Source organism: Micromonospora sp. bgisy143, from assembly GCF_057708145.1.
Window position 1 is genome coordinate 106,289 of record NZ_JBYIRN010000010.1, and the last position, 20,514, is coordinate 126,802.

Annotated in this window: 18 protein-coding genes; 4 read left to right on the forward strand and 14 right to left on the reverse strand. The window is 72.0% G+C overall.

Annotated elements, in window-relative coordinates; translation table 11 throughout:
* Window positions 1-55: 55 nt before the first annotated feature.
* Window positions 56-1,861, reverse strand: a complete 1,806-nt coding sequence (gene aspS, locus AC3EN4_RS14610; protein WP_422739568.1) for an aspartate--tRNA ligase — start codon at window positions 1,859-1,861, stop codon at window positions 56-58.
* Window positions 1,862-2,015: 154 nt separating this feature from the next.
* Here aspS and AC3EN4_RS14615 point away from each other — a divergent pair, with 154 nt between their 5' ends.
* Entirely contained in the window at window positions 2,016-2,735 is a 720-nt protein-coding gene (locus AC3EN4_RS14615) for a DUF998 domain-containing protein (protein WP_435206391.1), read from the forward strand.
* Window positions 2,736-2,796: 61 nt separating this feature from the next.
* Here AC3EN4_RS14615 and AC3EN4_RS14620 read toward each other — a convergent pair whose 3' ends face one another.
* Together AC3EN4_RS14620 and AC3EN4_RS14625 are read right to left on the reverse strand one after the other, a co-directional pair.
* Window positions 2,797-3,840 carry a S1 family peptidase gene (locus AC3EN4_RS14620; RefSeq protein WP_422739566.1) on the reverse strand — a complete coding sequence of 348 codons (1,044 nt, stop codon included), beginning with the start codon at window positions 3,838-3,840 and terminating at the stop codon, window positions 2,797-2,799.
* Between the two features lie 328 nt (window positions 3,841-4,168).
* Window positions 4,169-4,645 (reverse strand): winged helix-turn-helix transcriptional regulator, encoded by a 477-nt coding sequence (locus AC3EN4_RS14625; protein WP_435206392.1) that lies wholly within the window; start codon window positions 4,643-4,645, stop codon window positions 4,169-4,171.
* Between the two features lie 55 nt (window positions 4,646-4,700).
* Here AC3EN4_RS14625 and AC3EN4_RS14630 point away from each other — a divergent pair, with 55 nt between their 5' ends.
* Complete coding sequence (locus AC3EN4_RS14630; RefSeq protein WP_435206393.1) at window positions 4,701-5,207, forward strand: PaaI family thioesterase; 507 nt, start codon at window positions 4,701-4,703, stop codon at window positions 5,205-5,207.
* 149 nt (window positions 5,208-5,356) lie between these two features.
* Here AC3EN4_RS14630 and AC3EN4_RS14635 read toward each other — a convergent pair whose 3' ends face one another.
* The 3 genes from AC3EN4_RS14635 to AC3EN4_RS14645 all read right to left on the reverse strand — a co-directional run bounded on the left by AC3EN4_RS14635 (window position 5,357) and on the right by AC3EN4_RS14645 (window position 8,483).
* The gene (locus AC3EN4_RS14635) at window positions 5,357-6,298 is read right to left on the reverse strand and encodes an acyl-ACP desaturase (protein WP_435206394.1); all 942 of its coding nucleotides are present in this window, start codon (window positions 6,296-6,298) and stop codon (window positions 5,357-5,359) included.
* A 71-nt stretch (window positions 6,299-6,369) separates the two neighbouring features.
* Window positions 6,370-7,698 (reverse strand): histidine--tRNA ligase, encoded by a 1,329-nt coding sequence (gene hisS / locus AC3EN4_RS14640; RefSeq protein WP_435206395.1) that lies wholly within the window; start codon window positions 7,696-7,698, stop codon window positions 6,370-6,372.
* A 74-nt stretch (window positions 7,699-7,772) separates the two neighbouring features.
* Entirely contained in the window at window positions 7,773-8,483 is a 711-nt protein-coding gene (locus AC3EN4_RS14645; RefSeq protein ID WP_435206396.1) for an MBL fold metallo-hydrolase, read from the reverse strand.
* 266 nt (window positions 8,484-8,749) lie between these two features.
* Between AC3EN4_RS14645 and AC3EN4_RS14650 the strand changes: the two genes are divergently transcribed.
* On the forward strand, window positions 8,750-9,628 hold the full coding sequence (locus AC3EN4_RS14650; protein WP_422739560.1) for a peptidylprolyl isomerase: 879 nt from the start codon (window positions 8,750-8,752) through the stop codon (window positions 9,626-9,628).
* Between the two features lie 58 nt (window positions 9,629-9,686).
* Complete coding sequence (locus AC3EN4_RS14655; protein ID WP_422739559.1) at window positions 9,687-10,526, forward strand: peptidylprolyl isomerase; 840 nt, start codon at window positions 9,687-9,689, stop codon at window positions 10,524-10,526.
* A gap of 69 nt (window positions 10,527-10,595) precedes the next feature.
* Here the strand turns inward: AC3EN4_RS14655 and AC3EN4_RS14660 are convergent, their stop codons facing one another.
* The 8 genes from AC3EN4_RS14660 to ruvC form a co-directional block, all read right to left on the reverse strand.
* On the reverse strand, window positions 10,596-13,121 hold the full coding sequence (locus AC3EN4_RS14660; RefSeq protein ID WP_435206397.1) for a RelA/SpoT family protein: 2,526 nt from the start codon (window positions 13,119-13,121) through the stop codon (window positions 10,596-10,598).
* A 201-nt stretch (window positions 13,122-13,322) separates the two neighbouring features.
* Window positions 13,323-13,889, reverse strand: coding sequence for an adenine phosphoribosyltransferase (locus AC3EN4_RS14665; protein WP_422739557.1), 567 nt, complete (start codon window positions 13,887-13,889; stop codon window positions 13,323-13,325).
* 312 nt (window positions 13,890-14,201) lie between these two features.
* Window positions 14,202-15,395, reverse strand: a complete 1,194-nt coding sequence (secF, locus tag AC3EN4_RS14670; RefSeq protein ID WP_435206398.1) for a protein translocase subunit SecF — start codon at window positions 15,393-15,395, stop codon at window positions 14,202-14,204.
* Between the two features lies 1 nt (window position 15,396).
* On the reverse strand, window positions 15,397-17,310 hold the full coding sequence (gene secD, locus AC3EN4_RS14675) for a protein translocase subunit SecD (RefSeq protein ID WP_422739555.1): 1,914 nt from the start codon (window positions 17,308-17,310) through the stop codon (window positions 15,397-15,399).
* 283 nt (window positions 17,311-17,593) lie between these two features.
* A complete protein-coding gene (yajC, locus tag AC3EN4_RS14680; RefSeq protein WP_435206399.1) occupies window positions 17,594-17,932 on the reverse strand; it encodes a preprotein translocase subunit YajC in 339 nt (112 codons plus the stop codon).
* Between the two features lie 138 nt (window positions 17,933-18,070).
* A complete protein-coding gene (gene ruvB / locus AC3EN4_RS14685; protein WP_422739553.1) occupies window positions 18,071-19,138 on the reverse strand; it encodes a Holliday junction branch migration DNA helicase RuvB in 1,068 nt (355 codons plus the stop codon).
* Window positions 19,135-19,737 (reverse strand): Holliday junction branch migration protein RuvA, encoded by a 603-nt coding sequence (gene ruvA, locus AC3EN4_RS14690; protein WP_435206400.1) that lies wholly within the window; start codon window positions 19,735-19,737, stop codon window positions 19,135-19,137. The genes ruvB and ruvA overlap by 4 nt, the downstream gene beginning before the upstream one ends.
* The gene (gene ruvC, locus AC3EN4_RS14695) at window positions 19,734-20,261 is read right to left on the reverse strand and encodes a crossover junction endodeoxyribonuclease RuvC (protein WP_210821188.1); all 528 of its coding nucleotides are present in this window, start codon (window positions 20,259-20,261) and stop codon (window positions 19,734-19,736) included. Before ruvC ends, ruvA begins: the two co-directional genes overlap by 4 nt.
* Between the last annotated feature and the right edge of the window lie 253 nt (window positions 20,262-20,514).

Consider the following 20,514-nt stretch of genomic DNA (forward strand, 5'->3'; position numbering starts at 1 on the left):
ATCTCGCAGGGCGATGATGACGCGAACCTCTTGATCAACCAAAGAAGGGGTCGGGTCAGACCGGGTCGGCTACCGGGGCGGCCGGGCCGGCGGTGCCGGTGTGGGCGGTGGCTGCGGGCTTGGGCTTGGCGTCGATGCCGGCCTCGGTGCGCTGCTGGGCGGTGATCGGCGTCGGCGCGCCGGTCAGCGGGTCGAAGCCGCCCCGGGTCTTCGGGAACGCGATGACCTCGCGGATGGAGTCCGCGCCGGCCAGCAGCATGCAGACCCGGTCCCAGCCGAACGCGATGCCGCCGTGCGGCGGTGCGCCGTACTTGAACGCCTCCAGCAGGAAGCCGAACTTGTCCTGCGCCTCCTCGGGGGTGATGCCGAGCAGGTCGAACACCCGCTGCTGCACGTCGCCCCGGTGGATACGGATGGAGCCGCCGCCGATCTCGTTGCCGTTGCAGACGATGTCGTACGCGTACGCCAGCGCCCGGTCGGGGGCCTCCTCGAACCGGTCCACCCACTCGGCGTTCGGCGAGGTGAACGGGTGGTGCACGGCCGTCCAGCCGCCCTCGTCCGTACGCTCGAACATCGGCGCGTCGACCACCCAGCAGAACGCCCAGGCGCTCTCGTCGATCAGGCCGGAGCGCTTGGCGATCTCGATCCGCGCCGCCCCCAGCAGCTCCTGCGCCTCGCGGGTGTTCGTGCTCGCCGCAAAGAAGACCGCGTCGCCCGGCTTCGCGCCGACCGCGTCGGCGAGCCCGCCCAGGTGCTCGGCGGAGAGGTTCTTCGCCACCGGACCGCGCGCCTCGCCGGTCTCGGCGTCCAGCACCACGTACGCCAGGCCACGCGCGCCACGCGCCTTGGCCCAGTCCTGCCAGCCGTCCAGCTCCTTGCGGGTCTGCGACGCGCCACCGGGCATCACCACCGCGCCGACGTAGCCGCCCGCGTCGATCGCGCCCGCGAACACCCGGAACTCGGTGCCGCGCAGGTAGTCGGTCAGCTCGGTCAGCTCGACGCCGTAGCGCAGGTCCGGCTTGTCCGAGCCGTACCGGGCCATCGCGTCGTGCCAGGTGATCCGCGGGATCGGCCGGGTGATCTCGTGCCCGGCCAGGTCCTTCCAGAGCGCCGAGACGATCGCCTCGCCGAGGTCGATCACGTCGTCCTCGGTGACGAACGACATCTCGATGTCGAGCTGGGTGAACTCCGGCTGCCGGTCGGCGCGGAAGTCCTCGTCCCGGTAGCAGCGGGCGATCTGGTAGTACCGCTCCATGCCGCCGACCATCAGCAACTGCTTGAACAGCTGCGGCGACTGCGGCAGCGCGTACCAGCTGCCGGGCTGCAACCGCACCGGCACCAGGAAGTCGCGGGCGCCCTCCGGGGTCGACCGGGTCAGCGTCGGCGTCTCGATCTCCAGGAAGTCCCGCTCGTGCAGCACGCCCCGGGCGAGCTGGCTGGCGCGCGAACGCAGCCGCAGCGCGTTCGCCGGGCCACTGCGGCGCAGGTCCAGGTAGCGGTACTTGAGCCGGATGTCGTCACCGGCCTCGACCTGGTCGTCCACCGGGAGCGGCAGCGGCGCGGCCTCGGAGAGCACCTCCAGCGCGACGGCGGTCACCTCGACCTCACCGGTCGGCAGGTCGGGGTTCTCGTTGCCCTCGGGGCGGCGGGTCACCTCGCCGGTGACCTTCACGCAGAACTCGTTGCGCAGCGCGTGCGCGTCCTCCTCGCGGAACACCACCTGCACGACGCCCGAGCCGTCGCGCAGGTCGACGAAGATGACACCGCCGTGGTCGCGCCGGCGGGCCACCCACCCGGCGAGCGTCACCGTCGAGCCGGCGTCCGCGGCGCGCAGGCTTCCGGCATTGTGGGTACGGATCACGGCTGGCAACTCCTCATCGTGGAACAGTCCTCACCCGCATTCTGTCAGGGGAGGCCGGCCCGGCTCCGGGGCACCCGTCAGGCAGGCCCGATTCGCTGGTGGGCGAGCCGGCGAACCCCGGGCGACGGGGCCCGACGCCGGTTAGCGTGACCTGATGCGCGCCGTACCGAACTGGGGCGTCGCCACGGCGGTGGCCGCGCCGGTGCTGCTGGTGGGCGGCTGGACGGTCGCGGGCGCCCGGCAGCCCGCCGGGTACGACCCCGTCCGGGACACCATCAGTGAACTGGCCGGGCCGGACGCCACCGACGCCTGGATCATGATCAGTGCCCTGGTGCTGCTCGGCTGCTGTTACCTGGCGATCGCCGCGGTACTGCACGCCGCCGGGCTGCCCAGCCGGTTCCTGCTCGCCGTCGGCGGCGTGGCCACCATCGCGCTCGTCGCCTTTCCCCGGCCGACGGTCGGCGGCTCACTCAGCCACGGCATCGTGGCGACCGTCGCCGTGCTGGCGTTGGCGCTCTGGCCGGCCGGGTCGGCGCTGCGGCTGCCGCGTGGCCCGGACGCCGCGCACCCCCGGGCGCCGCAACCGCCCTGGGCGTTCCGGCGGGGCGTGGCGTTGAGCGCCACACTCGTGCTGCTGGCCCTGTTCGGCTGGTTCGCCTTCGAGGTGACCAGCGGATCCCGGACCGGCCTGGCCGAGCGGGTGACGGCGGTGGGCGTCTCGCTCTGGCCACTGCTGGCGGTGCTGTCGGCCCGCCGGGCGCATCTCGCGTGGGCCGCCGCCGGGGCCACCCCGCTCGGACCGGCCCTGCCGGCGACCGGTGTCGTACCCCCGGATCCCCTGCTGCCGACGGACGGCCCCGACCGGCTGGCGTGAGCGGGCCCGGACGCGCGACGCGGGCCGCCGGAGTCCCGGCGGCCCGCGTGCGGTACGTCGATCAGAAGACGCTGACGCCGTAGCGGCTCAGCACCTCGGTGACCGGCTGGAAGAAGGTGGTGCCTCCGCTGCTGCAGTTGCCGCTGCCGCCGGAGGTGAGGCCGAGCGCGGTACCGCCGGAGAAGAGCGAGCCACCGCTGTCGCCACCCTCGGCGCAGACGTTGGTGCGGATCAGGCCGGAGACCGAGCCCTCGGCGTAGTTCACCGTGGCGTTGGTCGCGGTGACCGAGCCGCTGCGCAGGCCGGTGGTGCTGCCGGAGCGCTGCACCGACTGGCCGACCGACGCGTTGCCGGCGCCGGTGATGTCCCGGTAGCTGCCGTTGTACAGGTAGACGTTACCGGCGGCGTTCGCGGAGTTGCTGTGCCGCACGATGCCGTAGTCGTTGCCCGGGAAGCTGGTGCCGGTACGGGTGCCGAGCAGGCTGGTCTGGCTCGAGTTCGAGTACCAGTTGGTGCCGAGGTTGGTGCAGTGCCCGGCGGTCAGGAAGTAGTAGGTGCTGCCGCTGCGCACGTTGAAGCCGAGCGAGCAGCGGTACCCGCCGGTGTAGATGGCCTGACCACCGGAGATCCGGGTGCTCAGCACGCCGGCCTCGGCCTCGACCCGGACCGCGCCGTTGGCCCGCGCGGCGGCGGCCTTGACCCGCTCCAGCTTGGCGCCGGTGACGGTGCTGTCGACGGAGACGACCACCTGGTTGGTGACCGGGTCGCTCCACCAGGCGGTGCCCGGGATCTTCGCCGAGCGCTCCAGCTCGGCGGTGGCCCGGTTGAGCTCGGCGGCGCCCCGGGTGACGTACCGGACGCTCGCGCCGGCCTTGCTGGCCGTCCGCGCGGCGGCGGCGTCGGTCACGGTGACCACGGTCTTGCCGCTGGCGTCGATGTACGAGCCGGCGGAGCGGTCACCGAGCTGGGCGGAGAGGGCGGCGCCGGCGTCGGGCGAGGCGGCGGGGGCGGCCTGGGCGGGTGCGCCGATGAGCGAGCCGACGACCAGGGTTCCGGTCACGGCGACGGTCGCCGCAACACGGAAGGAGGACCTCGTGGGTCGCATGTAACAAACCTCCTGGGCGGGGGAGACGGGTCTGGCCGGGGGTGGCTGACCCGAGGGCAACCCGGCCGATCTGCGAAAACCGGTCGAGTGAACTGAAGTATTCACATACTTAAGATCATTGACAAGACCTGGTTTCGCCCGAATTCGTCGACCGCCACCGATGACACCGCCGCAACACCACGGACACACTCGCTGACATCCGCCGTCACACCGCGAAGACCGCCGGATCCCTTTCGGACACCGCCGGGCAACCGAGGCGGTTGATGCCACAACGGCGCGGACGCACGCGCCGGACGCCTGCGCCGGCACGGCCGGGCGGGCGGCGGCGTCAGGGGGTACGACGGCGCGCGCCGGGCCCCGGGCGGGGCAGCACGTCGCGCGGGTCCCGCACCGGGTGCCCGTCGGCACAGCGCAGCTCGGCGCGCACCTCGGCGCCGCAGCCGCGGTGCTCCACCCGCAACGGCGCGCCCTCGGGGTCGGCCAGATACCGGTCGCCCCAGCCGAGCACGGCGACCAGCACCGGCCAGAGCGCGAGGCCCATCTCCGTCAGCCGGTACTCGTGGCGCAGCCGGCTGCCGGGCTCCCGGTACGGCTCACGGCGCAGGACCCCCCGCTCGACCAGCAGGGTCAGCCGGCTGGTGAGCACCTGCCGCGGGATGCCGGTGCGGACCCGCATGTCGTCGAAGCGCCGTACGCCACTGAACACCTCGCGCAGCACCACCATGGTCCACCGCTCGCCGAGGATCTCCATCGCGCGGGCGATGGTGCAGTTCTCCACCGACCAGTCCAGTGCCGCAGGCCTCATCCGACCAGGCTAGGTCTCGTTGACAGACTCAGCAACGTGCTGCCAGGCTGCGTCCATGACACAGACTCAGGAGCCGGCGCGCAGCCGTACCTTCACCTGGTCGGACCCGGCCGCGAACGCCGCGCAGGTCGGTCAGCGCAGCGGCCTCGACATGCTGCGCGCGATGATCGCCGGGGAACTGGCCGCGCCACCGGTGATGCACCTGCTCGACATGGCCCGCATGGAGGCCGACGAGGGCCGTGTCGTCGTCGAACTGGTCCCACAGGAGTTCCACTACAACCCGCTGGGCACCGTGCACGGCGGCGTCCTCTCGACCCTGCTGGACACCGCCGCCGCCTGCGCCGTGCACACCACGCTGCCCGCCGGGGTCGGCTACACGTCGCTGGACCTGAACGTGAAGTTCCTCCGCCCGGTCACCGTCGCCAGCGGCACGCTGCGTTGCGAGGGCACGGTCCTGCAACGCGGCCGCCGCACCGCCCTGGCCGAAGCCCGCCTAACAGACACGAAAGGCCGCCTGGTAGCCCACGCCACCAGCACCTGCCTGCTCCTCCCCCTCCCCTGACCCCCACCCCGGGCGCACCCCGCCCCCCACCCCCGTCGATCTTGCAGTTCCTGTCGCCGAAACGCGGGCTGTGCCCCGGTTCGTGACAACAGAAAGTGCAAGATCGACGGGGTGGGGTGGGGCGCGCGGGGGGTGCGGGGGGCCGGGGGTTAGCGCAGGGCTAGGCGGTTCGCTCGGGCGGCGCGCTTCTCCTCGAAGCGGGAGGCGGCGCGGTCCAGGTCGTCGAGCTGGGCGGCGAGTTGCTCACGGGCGGCTTCGCCGTCGGCGTTCAGGCCGGTCACGTTGAAGACGTCCCACTGGCGCAGCACCGGCTGCAACACCTCGTCGCGGTGCTGGCGCAGGTCGTAGATGCCGGCCAGGGCGATCGCCACCGACTTGCGGGCGAAGCCCTCGATGCCGTTGCCGGGCATCTGGAAGTCGGCGACGACGTCGGCGACGGCCCGCATGGCCTGGCTCGGGGCCAGCTCGAACGCGGCGGCGAGCAGGTTCCGGTAGAAGACCATGTGCAGGTTCTCGTCGGCGGCGACGCGGGCCAGCAGCGCCTCGCAGACCGGGTCACCGGTGGCCTTGCCGGTGTTGCGGTGCGAGATCCGGGTGGCCAGTTCCTGGAACGAGACGTACGCCAGCGAGTGCAGCACCTCGTCGTCGTGCGCGTTGATGTAGCCGGCGGACATGTGCGTCATCCGGGCCCGCTCCAACGCCACCGGGTCGACGGCCCGGCTGACGGTCAGGTAGTCCCGGATGGCGACACCGTGCCGGCCCTCCTCGGCGGTCCACCGGTGCACCCAGGTGCCCCAGGCGCCGTCGCGGCCGAACAGGGTGGCGATCTCGTGGTGGTACGAGGGCAGGTTGTCCTCGGTCAGCAGGTTCACGATCAGCGCGGTGCGCGCCACGTCCGGGATCGTGGAGTCGGTGGGCGACCACGCCTCACCACCGAGCGGCCCGTCGAACGTACGACCCTCGCTCCACGGCACGTACTCGTGCGGGAACCACTCCTTCGCCAGCGAGAGATGACGGTCCAGGTTGCGCGCGACTACCGGCTCCAGCTCGACGAGCAGGGCGGTCTGGCTCAGTGTGGTGCTCACGGTCACGAAGAACTCCCTACGGTGGCGTAACTTACGCTACCGTAGGTCCCCGCGACCGTGAGCGCCAGTGGGACCGCTCAACTCACCGCCGGTTTCAGGTCAACCGCCGGCGGATTCCATGCCTGCGCGTCGGCCATGACCTGCTCACCGGAGCGGATGTCCTTCACCTCGTCCGCCGCGCCGTCGGCTCCCGGGAACCAGACGTACGGGATGCCCCGCCGCTCGGCGTACCGGATCTGCTTGCCGAACTTCGCCGCGCTCGGCGACACCTCGGTGGCGATCCCCCGCCGACGCAGTTCCGCCGCGATCTGATCACTGGCCCCCCGGTGCTCCTCGTCCGCCAGCGCCACCAGGACACAGGTGGGCACCGACCGGGAGACGGACAGCTCCCCCGCGCCGAACAGCAGCCCGAGCAGCCGGGTCACCCCGATCGAGATACCCACCCCGGGGTACGAGGTGGCCCCCGCGGTGGCCAGGTTGTCGTACCGGCCGCCGGAGCAGATCGAGCCGAACCGCTCGTAGCCGCGCAGCTGGGTCTCGTACACCGTGCCGGTGTAGTAGTCCAGCCCACGGGCGATGCGCAGGTCGGCCACGCAGAGGCCGGGCATGTGCCCGGCAGCGGTCTCCACCACCCGGACCAGCTCGTCGACGCCCTCGTCGAGCAGCGGGTCGGTCACGCCGAGCGCGCGTACCGCGTCGGCGAACGAGGCGTCCGGCGCGGTGATCTCGGCCAACGCGAGGCACGCCTTGGCCTGCGCCTCGCTCGCCCCGGCGGTCTCCACCAGCAGCTCGACCACCTTCGCCGGGCCGATCTTGTCGAGCTTGTCGACGGTACGCAGCGCCGCCTCCGGATCGGTCACCCCGACGCCGCGGAAGAAGCCCTCCCAGATCTTGCGGTTGTTGACCTGGATGGTCACCGGCGGGATGGGCAGGGCGCGCAGCGCGTCCCCGATGACCAGCGGCATCTCCGCCTCGTGGTGGGGGGCCAAGGTGTCCCGGTCGACGATGTCGATGTCGGCCTGGACGAACTCCCGGTAGCGCCCCTCCTGCGGCCGCTCCCCCCGCCACACCTTCTGGATCTGGTAACGGCGGAACGGGAAGGCCAGCTTGCCGGCGTTCTCCACCACGTAGCGGGCGAACGGCACGGTCAGGTCGAAGTGCAGCCCGAGCTGGTCGTCACCGCCGCCGCTCTCGGCGTCGGCGTGCAGCCGCCGGATCACGTAGACCTCCTTGGAGGTCTCCCCCTTGCGCAGGAGCTGGTCCAGCGGCTCCACCGCGCGGGTCTCCAACGGGGCGAACCCGTACAGCTCGAAGGTGTTGCGGATCCTGTCGAGCACGAACTGCTCGATCATCCGCTGGCCGGGGGTCCACTCCGGGAACCCGGAGATGGGCGTGGGCTTGCTCATGGCGTACTCCTTGCGGTTCCGCGCCCGCGGCGCGGTGGTGTCGTGGGTCCGCGCGCGCGGCGCGGACGGGGGAGCTACAGGCCCCGGGTGGGCGCGGCCGGCGACGTGCCGGCCACCTCGACGAGGTACGGGTTGCTGGCGCGCTCGCGGCCGATGGTGGTGCTCGGGCCGTGGCCGGGCAGCACGACGGTGTCGTCGGCCAGCGGGAGGATCTTGTCGCGCAGGCTGGCGAGCATGGCCGGCATGCTGCCGCCGGGCAGGTCGGTGCGGCCGATCGAGCCGGCGAAGAGCACGTCGCCGGAGAGGCAGATCTCGTCCGCCTCCCAGCCCGAGCCCGCGCCCGGCAGCCGGAACAGCACCGACCCGCCGGTATGGCCCGGGGCGTGGTCGACAGCGATCTCCAGGCCGGCGAGCGCGAGCGTGGCGCCGTCGGTCAGCTCGGCCACGTCCTCCGGCTCGCTGTAGCTCAGCCGGCCGCCGAAGAGCGACGTCAGGTCCGCCGAGAGGCCCTTGGCCGGGTCGGCGAGCATCTCCCGGTCGCCGGGGTGCACGTACGCGGTGATCCCGCGGGCGTCGCAGACCGGCGCCACCGAGAACGTGTGGTCCAGGTGGCCGTGGGTGAGCAGCACGGCGGCCGGATGCAGGCGGTGCTCGGCGAGCAGCGCGTCGAGCTGGTCGAGCACCCCGATGCCGGGGTCGACCACCACGCACTGCTCCCCCGGCGCGGTGGCGACCACGTAACAGTTGGTGCCGAAGGCGTCCGCGGGAAAGCCGGCCACGAGCACGGGCGCTGTCCTCTCCGTCGAGCTGTCGTCCTGCCCAGCAGCCTATCGGGCGGGCCGAACGAGTTTGCCGCGTCCGTCCCACGCGCCCCGGGCGGCACAGTGACAACCTCCGATAAGCGCTGCTCGGCACGGGGTGGACCTCGTACACCACATTCCCAGTCACTAGCCGTACACTCTGGCGGGCGTGTGGCGCGGCACACGCGACGCCCGGACGGGCCGCAAGGGCCGGCCGCCGGTGACGATCAGGCGAAGAAAGGGGAGCACCTGTGGCTTCCAGCAGGGACCGGCAGCGCAAACTGGCGCGGGCCAAGCTCGACCGGCAGATGGCCCGCCGGGCGGCCGCCACGCGGCGTCGTCGGCAGATCCAGGCCGGTGTCGGCGCCTTCCTGGTCCTCGCGGTGATCGTGGCCGGCTCGGCCTGGGCGCTCGGGGCGTTCGACTCCGACCCGAAGCAGAACACGGCGGCCGAGGACACCTGCCTCTGGACGCCACAGGACGCGACGGCGAACACCAACCTCAAGGACGTCGGCACGCCGGAGACCAAGGGCCTGCCCACCGACGGCACCCGGCCGATGACCATCACCACCAACCAGGGCGCACCGATCACCGCCGAGCTGAACCTGACCAGCTCGCCGTGCGCCGCCGCGAGCATCGCCCACCTGGCGAGCCGGTCGTTCTACGACAACACCAAGTGCCACGAGATCACCACCGACGGCGCGCTGCGCTGCGGTGACCCGAGCGGCACCGGCCTCGGCGGGCCCACCTACTCGTTCTACGACGAGGACGTCCCGACCGCGCCGTCGGCCTCGCCCTCGGCCAGCCCCGCGCCCGGCCAGCCGCCGACGTACCCCAAGGGGACCGTCGCGATGATCTCCAACCCGCCGGGCACCAACGGCAGCCAGTTCCTGATCTTCTTCAAGGACTTCACCACCGCGGACCCGAAGTACCCGGTGATCGGCAAGGTCACCGGCGGGCTGGACGTGGTGGAGAAGATCGGTGCCCAGCCGACCGTGGACAATGGGACCGGGGCGAAGGTCAAGCCCAAGACCGACGTGGTGATCCAGAGCCTCACGGTCGGCGAGCCGGTCACCGGCGCGGCACCGCCGCCGTCCGGCGCCCCGGCCAGCAGCCCGAGCGCCGGCTGACCGGTCGCCCCACCCAACCGAGCGGCACCCCGCAGCAGACAGCCAGGAGGATCCAGGCGTGACGTCCACCAGAGAGCGGCAGCGCGCGGCGGCACGCGCCCGACTCGAGAAGGAGATGGCCGAGCGGTCGGCCAAGGCCCGCAAGCGTCGCCAGACGCAGGCGATCGTCGGCGCGGCCGCCGCGCTGGTGCTCGTGGTCGCCGGCACCGTCTGGCTGGCCATGGCCCTCGGCGGCGACGACGACAAGGGCAACAACGCCGCGTCGGCGCCCGGCGCGTCCGAGTGCGTCTACAACGCGATGCCCGCCGACCAGCGGTCCCCGCAGATCAAGGACGTCGGGGTGCCGAGCAACCAGCAGTCGGCGACCGGTGTGCAGACCATGACGATCGACACCAACCTGGGCCCGATCACCGCGAAGATCGACCGGTCGCAGGTGCCGTGCACCGCGGGCGCGTTCAGCCTCCTCGCCGAGAAGAAGTTCTTCGACAACACCAAGTGCCACCGGCTGGTGACCGAGGGCATCAAGGTGCTCCAGTGCGGTGACCCGAGCGCCACCGGCAAGGGCTGGCGGGACACCGACGGCACGGGTGGCCCGAGCTTCCGGCTGCCCGAGGAGAACCTGCCCACCGACAAGCGCCCGCCGTACCCGGAGGGTGTCATCGCGATGGCCAACTCCGGTCAGCCCGGCAGCACCGGCAGCCAGTTCTTCATCGTGTACGGCGACTCGCCGCTCGACCCGGCGTACACCGTGCTGGGCACCATCACCGGCGGCATGGACATCGTCAAGGACGTGGCCAAGGCCGGCGACGACGGGGCGTTCGCGCAGCAGGCCGGCGGCGGCCACCCGAAGAAGGAGGTTGTCATCAAGACCCTCACGATGAGCGCGCCGCAGGGCTGACGCCCGCCAGGATGACGAAGCGCCCGCCGGCTGAGCCGGCGGGCGCTCTCGTTCCCGGGGTACGACGGGTCAGGCGCCGGAGGTGACCCGGTACGCGTCGAACACGCCGTCGACCTTGCGGACGGTGGCCAGCAGGTGGCCCAGGTGCTTCGGGTCGGCCATCTCGAAGCTGAACCGGCTCACCGCCACCCGGTCGCGGGTGGTGGTGACGGTCGCCGAGAGGATGTTGACCCGCTCGTCGGAGAGCACCCGGGTGACGTCGGCGAGCAGCTTGTGCCGGTCCAGCGCCTCGACCTGGATCGCCACCAGGAACGTGGACGCGGAGGTCAGCTTCCAGCTCACCTCCACCACCCGCTCGGCCTGCGCCCGCAGGTCCTCCGCGTTGGCACAGTCGTCGCGGTGCACGCTCACCCCACCGGAGCGGGTGACGAAGCCGAACACCGAGTCCGGTGGGACCGGGGTGCAGCAGCGGGCCAGCTTGATCCAGACATCGCTGACGCCCCGGACCACCACGCCCGGGTCGCTGCTGCTCTGCCGGCTGCGCGGCGGCCGGGTGGCGACGGCGGTCTCGGCGATGTCCTCCGCCGCGCCCTCCTCGCCGCCGTACGCGGCCATCAGCTTCTGCACCACCGACTGCGCGGAGACCTGACTGTCGCCGACCGCCGCGTACAGCGACGCCACGTCGGCGAGGTGCAGGTCCCGGGCGATCGACATCAGCGCGTCGGAGGTGAGCATCCGTTGCAGGGGCATGCCCTGCTTGCGCATCGCCTTGACGATCGCGTCCTTGCCGGCCTCGATCGCCTCCTCGCGCCGCTCCTTGTTGAAGTACTGGCGGATCTTGGTGCGGGCACGCGGGCTCTTGACGAAGCCCAGCCAGTCCTGCGTCGGGCCGGCCGTCTCGGACTTCGACGTGAAGATCTCGATCACGTCGCCGTTGGACAGCGTCGACTCGAGCGGCACCAGCTTGCCGTTGACCCGTGCGCCGATGCACTTGTGCCCGACCTCGGTGTGCACCGCGTACGCGAAGTCCACAGGCGTCGACCCGGTCGGCAGCGGGATGACGTCACCCTTGGGGGTGAAGACGTACACCTCCTGGCTGGACAGGTCGAAGCGCAGCGCGTCCAGGAACTCGCTCGGGTCGGCGGCCTCGCGCTGCCAGTCGAGCAACTGCCGCAGCCAGGTCATCTCGTCGATGTGCGCCGGCGGGCCGACGATCTGGGTGCCCTTGTGCTCCTTGTACTTCCAGTGCGCGGCGATGCCGAACTCGGCGGTGCGGTGCATCGCGTACGTGCGGATCTGCATCTCCACCGGCTTGCCGGTGGGCCCGATGACCGTCGTGTGCAACGACTGGTACATGTTGAACTTGGGCATCGCGATGTAGTCCTTGAACCGGCCCGGCACCGGTTGCCAGTTGGCGTGGATCACGCCGAGCGCCGCGTAGCAGTCCCGCACCGTGTCGACCAGGATCCGCACACCCACCAGGTCGTAGATGTCGTTGAAGTCGCGACCCCGCACGATCATCTTCTGGTAGATCGAGTAGAGGTGCTTCGGCCGACCGGTCGTCTCCGCCTTGATCTTGGCGGCCTTGAGGTCGGTGCCCACCTTCTGGGTGACCTGCCGCAGCAGCGACTCACGCTGCGGCTGGTGCTCACCGATCAGCCGGTTGATCTCCTCGTACCGCTTCGGGAACAGCGTGCCGAAGGCCAGATCCTCCAGCTCCCACTTGATCGTGTTCATACCGAGGCGGTGGGCCAGCGGCGCGAGGATCTCCAGGGTCTCCTTGGCCTTCTGCTCGCGCTTGGGCGCCGGCAGGAAGGAGAGCGTACGCATGTTGTGCAGCCGGTCGGCCAGCTTGATCACCAGCACCCGCGGGTCCTTGGCCATCGCCACGACCATCTTGCGGATCGTCTCGGCCTTGGCCGCGTCGCCCAGCTTGACCTTGTCCAGCTTGGTGACGCCGTCGACCAGCAGGGCGACCTCGCCGCCGAAGTCGGCCCGCATCGCGTCGAGGGTGTACTCGGTGTCCTCGATCGTGTCGTGCAGCAGCGCGGCGACCAGCGTCGTGGTGTCCATCCCCAGGTTGCCCAGGATGGTCGCGACGGCGAGGGGGTGCGTGATGTACGGGTCGCCGGACTTGCGGTACTGCCCGGAGTGCCACCGCGCGGCCGTGTCGAAGGCACGCTGGAGCAGCCGCGCGTCCGCCTTCGGGTGGTTCTCCCGGTGGCTGGCGATGAGCGGCTCCAGCACCTCGCTGACCTGCGAGGTCTGCCAGGGGGCGTTGAACCGGGCCAGGCGGGCGCGGACCCGCCGGCCGGTGGGGGCGTTGGAGAGCCCGAAACCACCGCTCGGCGACGGATCGACGCCGGCGTCGGTCGGGAACGGCACCACCACCCCGTCCGCGCCGGGCGACGCCTCGACGGCGCTCGCCGCGACACCGGTCGGGGCCGTCGCGCCGTCGGCAGGAGCCCTGCCGGAGCCGTTGTCGGTGCCCGTCACCCGGGCCGGCGCGTCGCCGTTCCGGTCGGTCACCGAGCCGTCAGCGTCGCCTGTGGGGTGCACCGTGCCCTCCGCCGGAGGGACGACATCGTGGGACACCGGCCTCCTCACCGCTCGCCGGAAACACGCCGGCCGTGTGTCGGCCGGCCTGGTCTCGCGTCGCCGGACGGCGCACCGCCGGCGTCAGCAATGGGCAATGCTACCCGCACGGACGGTCCCCTGCCGCTCCGCCGGACGGTCGACGCCCCGGCGACCGGCCCGGCCTGGTCGGCACCCGCAGGACCGCGATCGGGGTAAGGATCAAACGGTCAGCAGGGCATGGACCGGGCGTGGCGTCAGTCGCTCCCGGGCGCCCAGGAAACCAAGCTCCAAGAGTACGGTGAAGCCCGTCACCGTACCGCCGGCCCGCTCGACCAGGTCCAGCGTCGCCTCGGCGGTACCCCCGGTGGCCAGCACGTCGTCGACGACGAGCACCCGGTGACCGGCGGTGAAGGCGTCCTCGTGCACCTCGAGGGTGGCCTCGCCGTACTCGAGGGCGTATGAGACCGAGTGCGCCGGACGGGGCAGTTTGCCGGCCTTGCGCACCGGCACGACACCCACCCCGGCCGCGTACGCGACGGCCGCCGCCACGACGAACCCCCGCGCCTCGATGCCGACCACCACGTCGAACGCGTCCCGCCCGTGGTACGCGACGATCCCGTCGACGACCTCACGGAACGCCTTGCCGTCGGCGAACAGCGGCATCAGGTCCTTGAACAGGACACCGGGCTTGGGGAAGTCCGGCACGTCCAGCACCCGGCTGGCCACCAGTCGGGCGGCCTCCGGGCCGCTGTCCCCGCGCGGGGCGGTGCTGTGGGTCTCCGTCACGGCTGTTGCGTTCCCTTCCAACGACGACGGCGTCCGGCATGCTGCTCGCACAGCATGCCGGACGCCGTCCGGGCGTTTCCTCCCGGGTCAGCCCCGGGGCCGGTCCTTGGCGGCTGGCACTCTCAGCCTTTGGCCGGGTGGGCGCCGGGACCGGTCAGCGCCGCCTAGCGCTGCGGCCGGTCAGCGCCGCCTGGCGCTGCGGCCGGTCAGCGCCGCCTGGCGCTGCGGCCGGTCAGCGCCGCCTGGCGCTGCGGCCGGTCAGCGGCGCTTGGCGCCACCGGGCCGGTCAGCGCCGCCTGACGCTGCGGCCGGTCAGCGGCGCTTGGCGCCACCGGGCCGGTTGCCGCCGCCGCCGGGGCGACCGCCCCGCGCGCCGGTCGGCCGCTTGCCCGCCGGTCGGGAACCCACCTTGGGGGCCGCGCCGGCCAGCGCCGCGGACTCCGGGTCGATCACGTCGGCCGCATCCCCGCTGACCCGGGTCGGGGCGACCTTGCCGCCGGTGGTCTCGCCGCGGCCCAACGCACCCCGGCGGGACTGCACCCGCTTGTTGTGCGCCTGAATACGCGGGTCGTAGTTCTTCAGCAGCGCCAGCAGCGGCGTCGCCACCAGGATGGAGGTCAGGAACGCCACCGCCATACCGACGAACAGCACCAGACCGAGGTCCTTCAGGGTGCCGGCACCGAGCAGGCCGGCGCCGATGAAGAGCAGACCACCGACGGGCAGCAGCGCCACCACGGAGGTGTTCAGCGACCGCATGAGGCTCTGGTTGACGGCCAGGTTGGCCGCCTCGCCGTACGTCAGGTTGTTGTTGGCGGTGATGCCCCGCGTGTTCTCCTGCACCTTGTCGAAGACCACCACCACGTCGTAGAGCGCGAAGCCCAGGATCGTGAGGAAGCCGATGATCGTCGACGGGGTGACCTCGAAGCCGACCAGCGAGTAGATACCGGCGGTGAGGATCAGGTTCATGAACAGCGACGAGACCGCGGCGACGGCCATCCGCCACTCGAAGCGCAGGATCAGGTAGACCATCACCAGCGCGATGAAGATGACCAGGCCGAGCACCGCGCGCTCGGTCACCTGGCTGCCCCACGCCTCGCTGACCTGGTTGCTGCTGATCTCGTTGGCGTTGATGTTCAGGTCTTCGGCGATCTGGGCCTTGACCGCGTTGGCCTGCTCGACGGTGAGCTGCGGCGTGCGCAGCTCGTACGAGTCGCCGCCCGGGCCGCCGACCTTCTGCGTGGTGGCCACCTCGACGCCCGTGTTCTCGGCCGCCAGGGCCGAGTTGACCTCACGCTCGGCGTCGTCCAGGGTGCCGACGCTGGCCGGCACCTGGAACGAGTTACCACCGGCGAACTCGATGCCGAGGCTGAAACCCCGCAGCGCGAAGCTGAGGATCGCGACCAGGATCAGGGCACCGGCGACGCCGAACCACAGCTTGCGGCGACCGACGATGTTGAGACCGGCCTCGCCGTTGTAGAGGCGGCTCGCCAAACCGTTTTGAGCCATCTCAGGCCTCCTTGGCGCGCGGGTTGCGGGGCTGAGTCTGCTGGCTGCGGGCCGGAAGCGCCCGGCCCAGGCCGCTGACCCGCGGGGACAGGAACGCCCGGGTCCGGGCGAACATCGTCATGATCGGGTGCCGGAAGAGGAAGACCACGACCAGGTCCAGCACCGTGGCCAGGCCGAGCGCGAACGCGAAGCCCTTGACCGTGCCGACCGACACCACGTAGAGCACCACCGCGGAGAGCAGCGTGATCGCGTTGGCCGAGATGATCGTCCGGCGGGCCCGGATCCAGGCCCGGGGCACCGCGCTGCGCGGGCTGCGGCCCTCTCTGATCTCGTCCTTGAGTCGTTCGAAGTAGATGACGAACGAGTCCGCCGCCACACCGAGTGAGACGATCATGCCGGCGATGCCGGCGAGGGTGAGCGTGAAGCCGATCTGCCGGCCGAGCACCACCAGCGCGCCGAAGACCAGCAGCGCGGAGAGGATGAGGCTCAGGAAGATGACCGAGCCGAGCAGCCGGTAGTAGAAGAACGCGTAGATGATGACCAGCAGCATGCCGATGCCGGCCGCGAGCAGACCGGCCCGCAGGTGGCTGGCGCCCAGGGTGGCGGTGACGTTCTGCGCCTCCTGCTGCTCGAAGGTCACCGGCAGCGCGCCGTACCGGAGCTGGCCGGCGAGGGTGCTGGCGTCCTTCTGGGTGAACTGGCCGGTGATCTGCGAGTTGCCGGTCAGCACGCCCTGGATCTCCGGCGAGGACACGATCTCGTTGTCCAACACGACGGCGACCCGGCACTTGCCGTCCTGGCCCAGCGCGGTGGCGTCACAGGCCTGGCCCTCGTTGTTGAACGCCTCGCGGGTGAGCGCCGTCCACTTGCCCTGGCCGTCGCCGGTGAAGTCGAGGCTGACCACCCAGGCGTTGGTCTGGTCGAGCACCGCGTCGGCGTCGTCCACGTCGGTGCCCAGCACCTTGGCCTGGTCGAGCAGGTACTTCGACGCGCCGTCCTCGCAGGAGACGACCTGCTGCTTCGGGTCGGAGATCGACGCCGGCGGGCGCTTGTCGAGCTGCGCGCACCCGATCGTCGGCACGTTGAACTGCATCTGCGCCGGCAGCACGGCCACCTCTTGCGGGCTCAGCGTGCTGAACGGCTTGAGCTTGTCACCCAGCGACGGGTCGGCGCTCAGGTCGGCGGGGGCCTGCAGTCCGCTCGCGGCCTGCCAGGCGGCGGCCCCGACCTTCTGCTCGACGGCCTTGCGCTGCTCCTCGATGCTCGCGGGCACCGGCTCGGTGCTGGCGCTCGCCGACGGCGCGGCACTCGCCGAGGCCGACGGGGTCGGCGTGGCGCTGGCGGTCGGCGCGGGCGCCATCCCGCCCTGCCCACCGCTGGCCGACGGGCTGACCTTCGCCTCGCCGGTCGCCGACGGGGTCACCTTCGGCGCGGCGCTGCCCGAGGGGGTGCCGGACGGGGTGACGCTGCCCGGAGCCGGGGTGGCGGCCGGCGGCGCGACGGCCGTCCCGCTGCCGTCGGCGGCCTTGAGCACCTTGCGGAAGCGCAGCTCGGCGGCGCTGCCCACGTCGGTGAGGTCCCGGTTCTCACCGGGCAGGGAGATGACGATGTTCCGGTTGCCCTCGGTGACCACCTCGGCCTCGGCCACGCCGAACGCGTTGACCCGGCTCTCGATGATCTGGCGGGCCTCCTCGAGGTTGTCCGCCGTCGGGGGCTTGCCGTCGACGGAGTTGGTCGCCTCCAGCGTGACCCGGGTGCCGCCGATCAGGTCCAGGCCGAGCCGTGGCTCCAGCCGGTCCTTGAAGCTGCCGCTGGCACCGCCCGCGAAGAACACCAGAAGGTAGAGGACGACGAAGATGAGCCCGAGCACGGCGAGTTGCCGGCCGGGGCGCATCTGTCCCTGAGGTGGTGCCACGGTTGTCCTGTCTCCCTGTACGGTCGCGCCGCTGCGCGCGGCGGCGGCGGCGAGTGTCGGGCCGGGGGTCCCGGCCAACGGTTTGACCTGCGCCGACGGGGTGCCGACACAGTGGCCGGACACGCCGGCACGGGGACGCCGACGGCCACGGGAACGTGCCGACGCCCGGCGTCGACCCAACTATCCAGTTTTCACGTCACGTCCGCTGCCCCGTCGGGCGCGGCGCCCCGGGGAGTCCGTCGGCCGGCCGTACCGCCGGAACCGTCGACCCCCGGCGGGGCGGTCACTCCTTGACGGTGTCCGCGTCCTCGGTGACCGGCTCGCTCGGCAGCTCCGCGCGGGTGACCACCCGGGCGATGGCCGGCCGGGCGTACCGGGTCTGGACGCCGGGAGCGATCTCGAGCAGGACGGCGTCGTCCTCGACGCCGGTGACCGTGCCGTAGAGCCCGCCGATGGTGACGACCTCGTCGCCCGGGCCGAGCGCGGACTGCATGGCCTCGGCTTCGCGGCGACGCTTCTGCTGCGGACGGATCATCATGAAGTACATGACGCCGAAGAGCAGGACGATCATCAGGATCGGCGTGAAGCCACCGGCTCCACCACCCGCTGCAAGGTATTGCACGGTTACTGCCTTCCCATTGGCCTCCTGGCGGCACGGGGGGTGCCGGAGCGGAGGCGGATTCTCACATCCTGTACAGACCGCGGCGAAGTCTAATCCCTGCACCTGAGAACACCGAATGCGGCACAGATCACGTTCACATTACGGCTGATCGGTATCCATGGAGAACAGATCGGGTGCTGGCGGGACATCCGCCCCAAATGTACCATTCGGCGGGGTACGCCCCAGATGAAGCCAGGCGGCCTCCGTGGCCACCCGTCCCCGAGGCGTACGCGCCAGCAGGCCGGCCCGCACCAGGAACGGCTCGCAGACCTCCTCGACCGTGTCCGGCTGCTCCCCCACCGCCACGGCGAGGGTGGACAACCCGACCGGGCCGCCCCGGAACGAGTCGACCAGGGCGGTCAGCACCGCCCGGTCGAGCCGGTCCAGGCCCAGCGCGTCGACGTCGTACACCGTGAGGGCCTTGCGGGCGGTCCCGAGGGTGACCACACCGTCGGCGCGGACCTCGGCGTAGTCGCGGACCCGGCGCAACAGCCGGTTCGCGATCCGGGGCGTGCCCCGGGAGCGGCCGGCGATCTCCGCCGCGCCGTCGGCGGTGATCGGCACCCCGAGGATGCGCGCCGACCGGTGCAGCAGCGTCTCCAGATCCGCCGGGGCGTAGAAGTCGAGGTGCGCGACGAAACCGAACCGGTCCCGCATGGGCCCGGTCAACAGACCCGAACGGGTCGTCGCGCCGACCAGGGTGAACGGCTCGACGTCCAGCGGGATCGCGGTCGCGCCCGGCCCCTTGCCGACTACCACGTCGACCCGGAAGTCCTCCATCGCGCTGTAGAGCAGCTCCTCGGCCGGCCGGGCGATCCGGTGGATCTCGTCGATGAAGAGCACGTCGCCCTCGGCCAGGCTGGTCAGGATCGCCGCCAGGTCACCCGAGCGTTCGATCGCCGGGCCGCTGGTCACCCGGATGCCCGCGCCCAGCTCGGCGGCGACGATGTTCGCAAGGCTCGTCTTGCCCAGCCCGGGTGGCCCGGAAAGCAGGATGTGGTCCGGCGGCGACCCCCGCCGCATGGCGCCCTGCAACAGCAGGTCGAGCTGGTCGCGCACCCGGTCCTGAGCGATGAACTCCGCCAACCGTCGGGGCCGTACGGTGGCCTCCGCGTCCCGCTCGGCATCGCTGACGTACGCCGAGACGAGCCCGTCGGTCTCGCTCATCGGGTCCGGCCCAGCAGCCGGATGGCCTGCTTGAGCAGGACCGGCACGGGCGGGGTGGCCCCGTCGATCGTCTCCGCCACGGCGGCCACCGCCTGGTCCGCCTGCCCGGCCGTCCAGCCCAGACCCACGAGCGCCTGCCGAACCTGGTCGGGCCAGGCGCCACCGGTCACCCCACCCGCCCCGTCGGGGCCGATCGACACCGGGCCGATGCGGTCGCGCAGCTCCAGCACCAGGCGCTCGGCGCCCTTCTTGCCGATCCCGGGAACCCGGGTCAACGCGGCGGTGTCGGCGTTGGCGATGGCCTTGCGCACCGCGTCCGGCGTGTGCACGGCCAGCACAGCCTGGGCCAGCCGCGGGCCGACCCCACTCGCCGTCTGCAACAGCTCGAACAGCGCCCGGGCGTCGTCATCGGCGAACCCGTACAGGGTCAGCGAGTCCTCCCGGACCACCAGGCTGGTCGCCAGCCGCGCCGGTTGCCCCACCCGCAACTCGGCGAGCGTGCCCGGCGCGCAGTGCACGGCCAGGCCGACCCCGCCGACCTCGATCACGGCCAGATCCGGACCCGTCGCGGTCACCGTGCCGCGCACGCTGGCGATCATCGTGCTCCTCCTCGTCGTGCCCGGTCGGCCGCGGCGGCCAGCTTGGAACGGGTACCGCCCCGCCACACATGGCAGATGGCCAGGGCGAGCGCGTCGGCGGCGTCCGCCGGTTTCGGCGGCTCGGCCAACCGCAGCAGCCGGGTCACCATCGCGGTCATCTGCGCCTTGTCGGCCTGACCCGAACCGGTCACCGCCGCCTTCACCTCACTCGGGGTGTACGTCTGCACCGGCAACCCGGCCCGCGCCCCGGCCAGCACCGCGATGCCGCTGGCCTGGGCGGTGCCCATCACCGTACGGACGTTGTGCTGACTGAACACCCGCTCCACGGCGACACTCTCCGGCTCGTGCTTGGCCACCAACTCGGTCAGCGAACGGTCCAGGTGCAGCAGCCGCAACGCCAGGTCGTCGGCCGGGTCCGTGTAGACCACGTAGTAGGCGACAAGCGTGCAGGGGCGACCGGGCACGCCCTCGACGACGCCCACCCCACAGCGCGTCAATCCCGGATCGACCCCCAGCACCCGCACGCCGCCCCCTCCCCCAGTACGTGTGTTCGACACCCTAACCCCCGCCTGCCCCACCGCCCCCACGGGACACACCTCCGCCCCAGACCCCGCGCCCCATGGCCCTGCCCTGCCACGTTCCCCGGCCCCGCGCCCTGCCCTGCCACTTCCGGCACAACGGCACGGCCGCATGGCAGCGGCAGCGGCAGCAGCGGCGGCGGCGGCGGCGGCGGCGGCGGCGGCGGCGGCGGCGGCGGCGGCGGCGGCGGCAAGATCC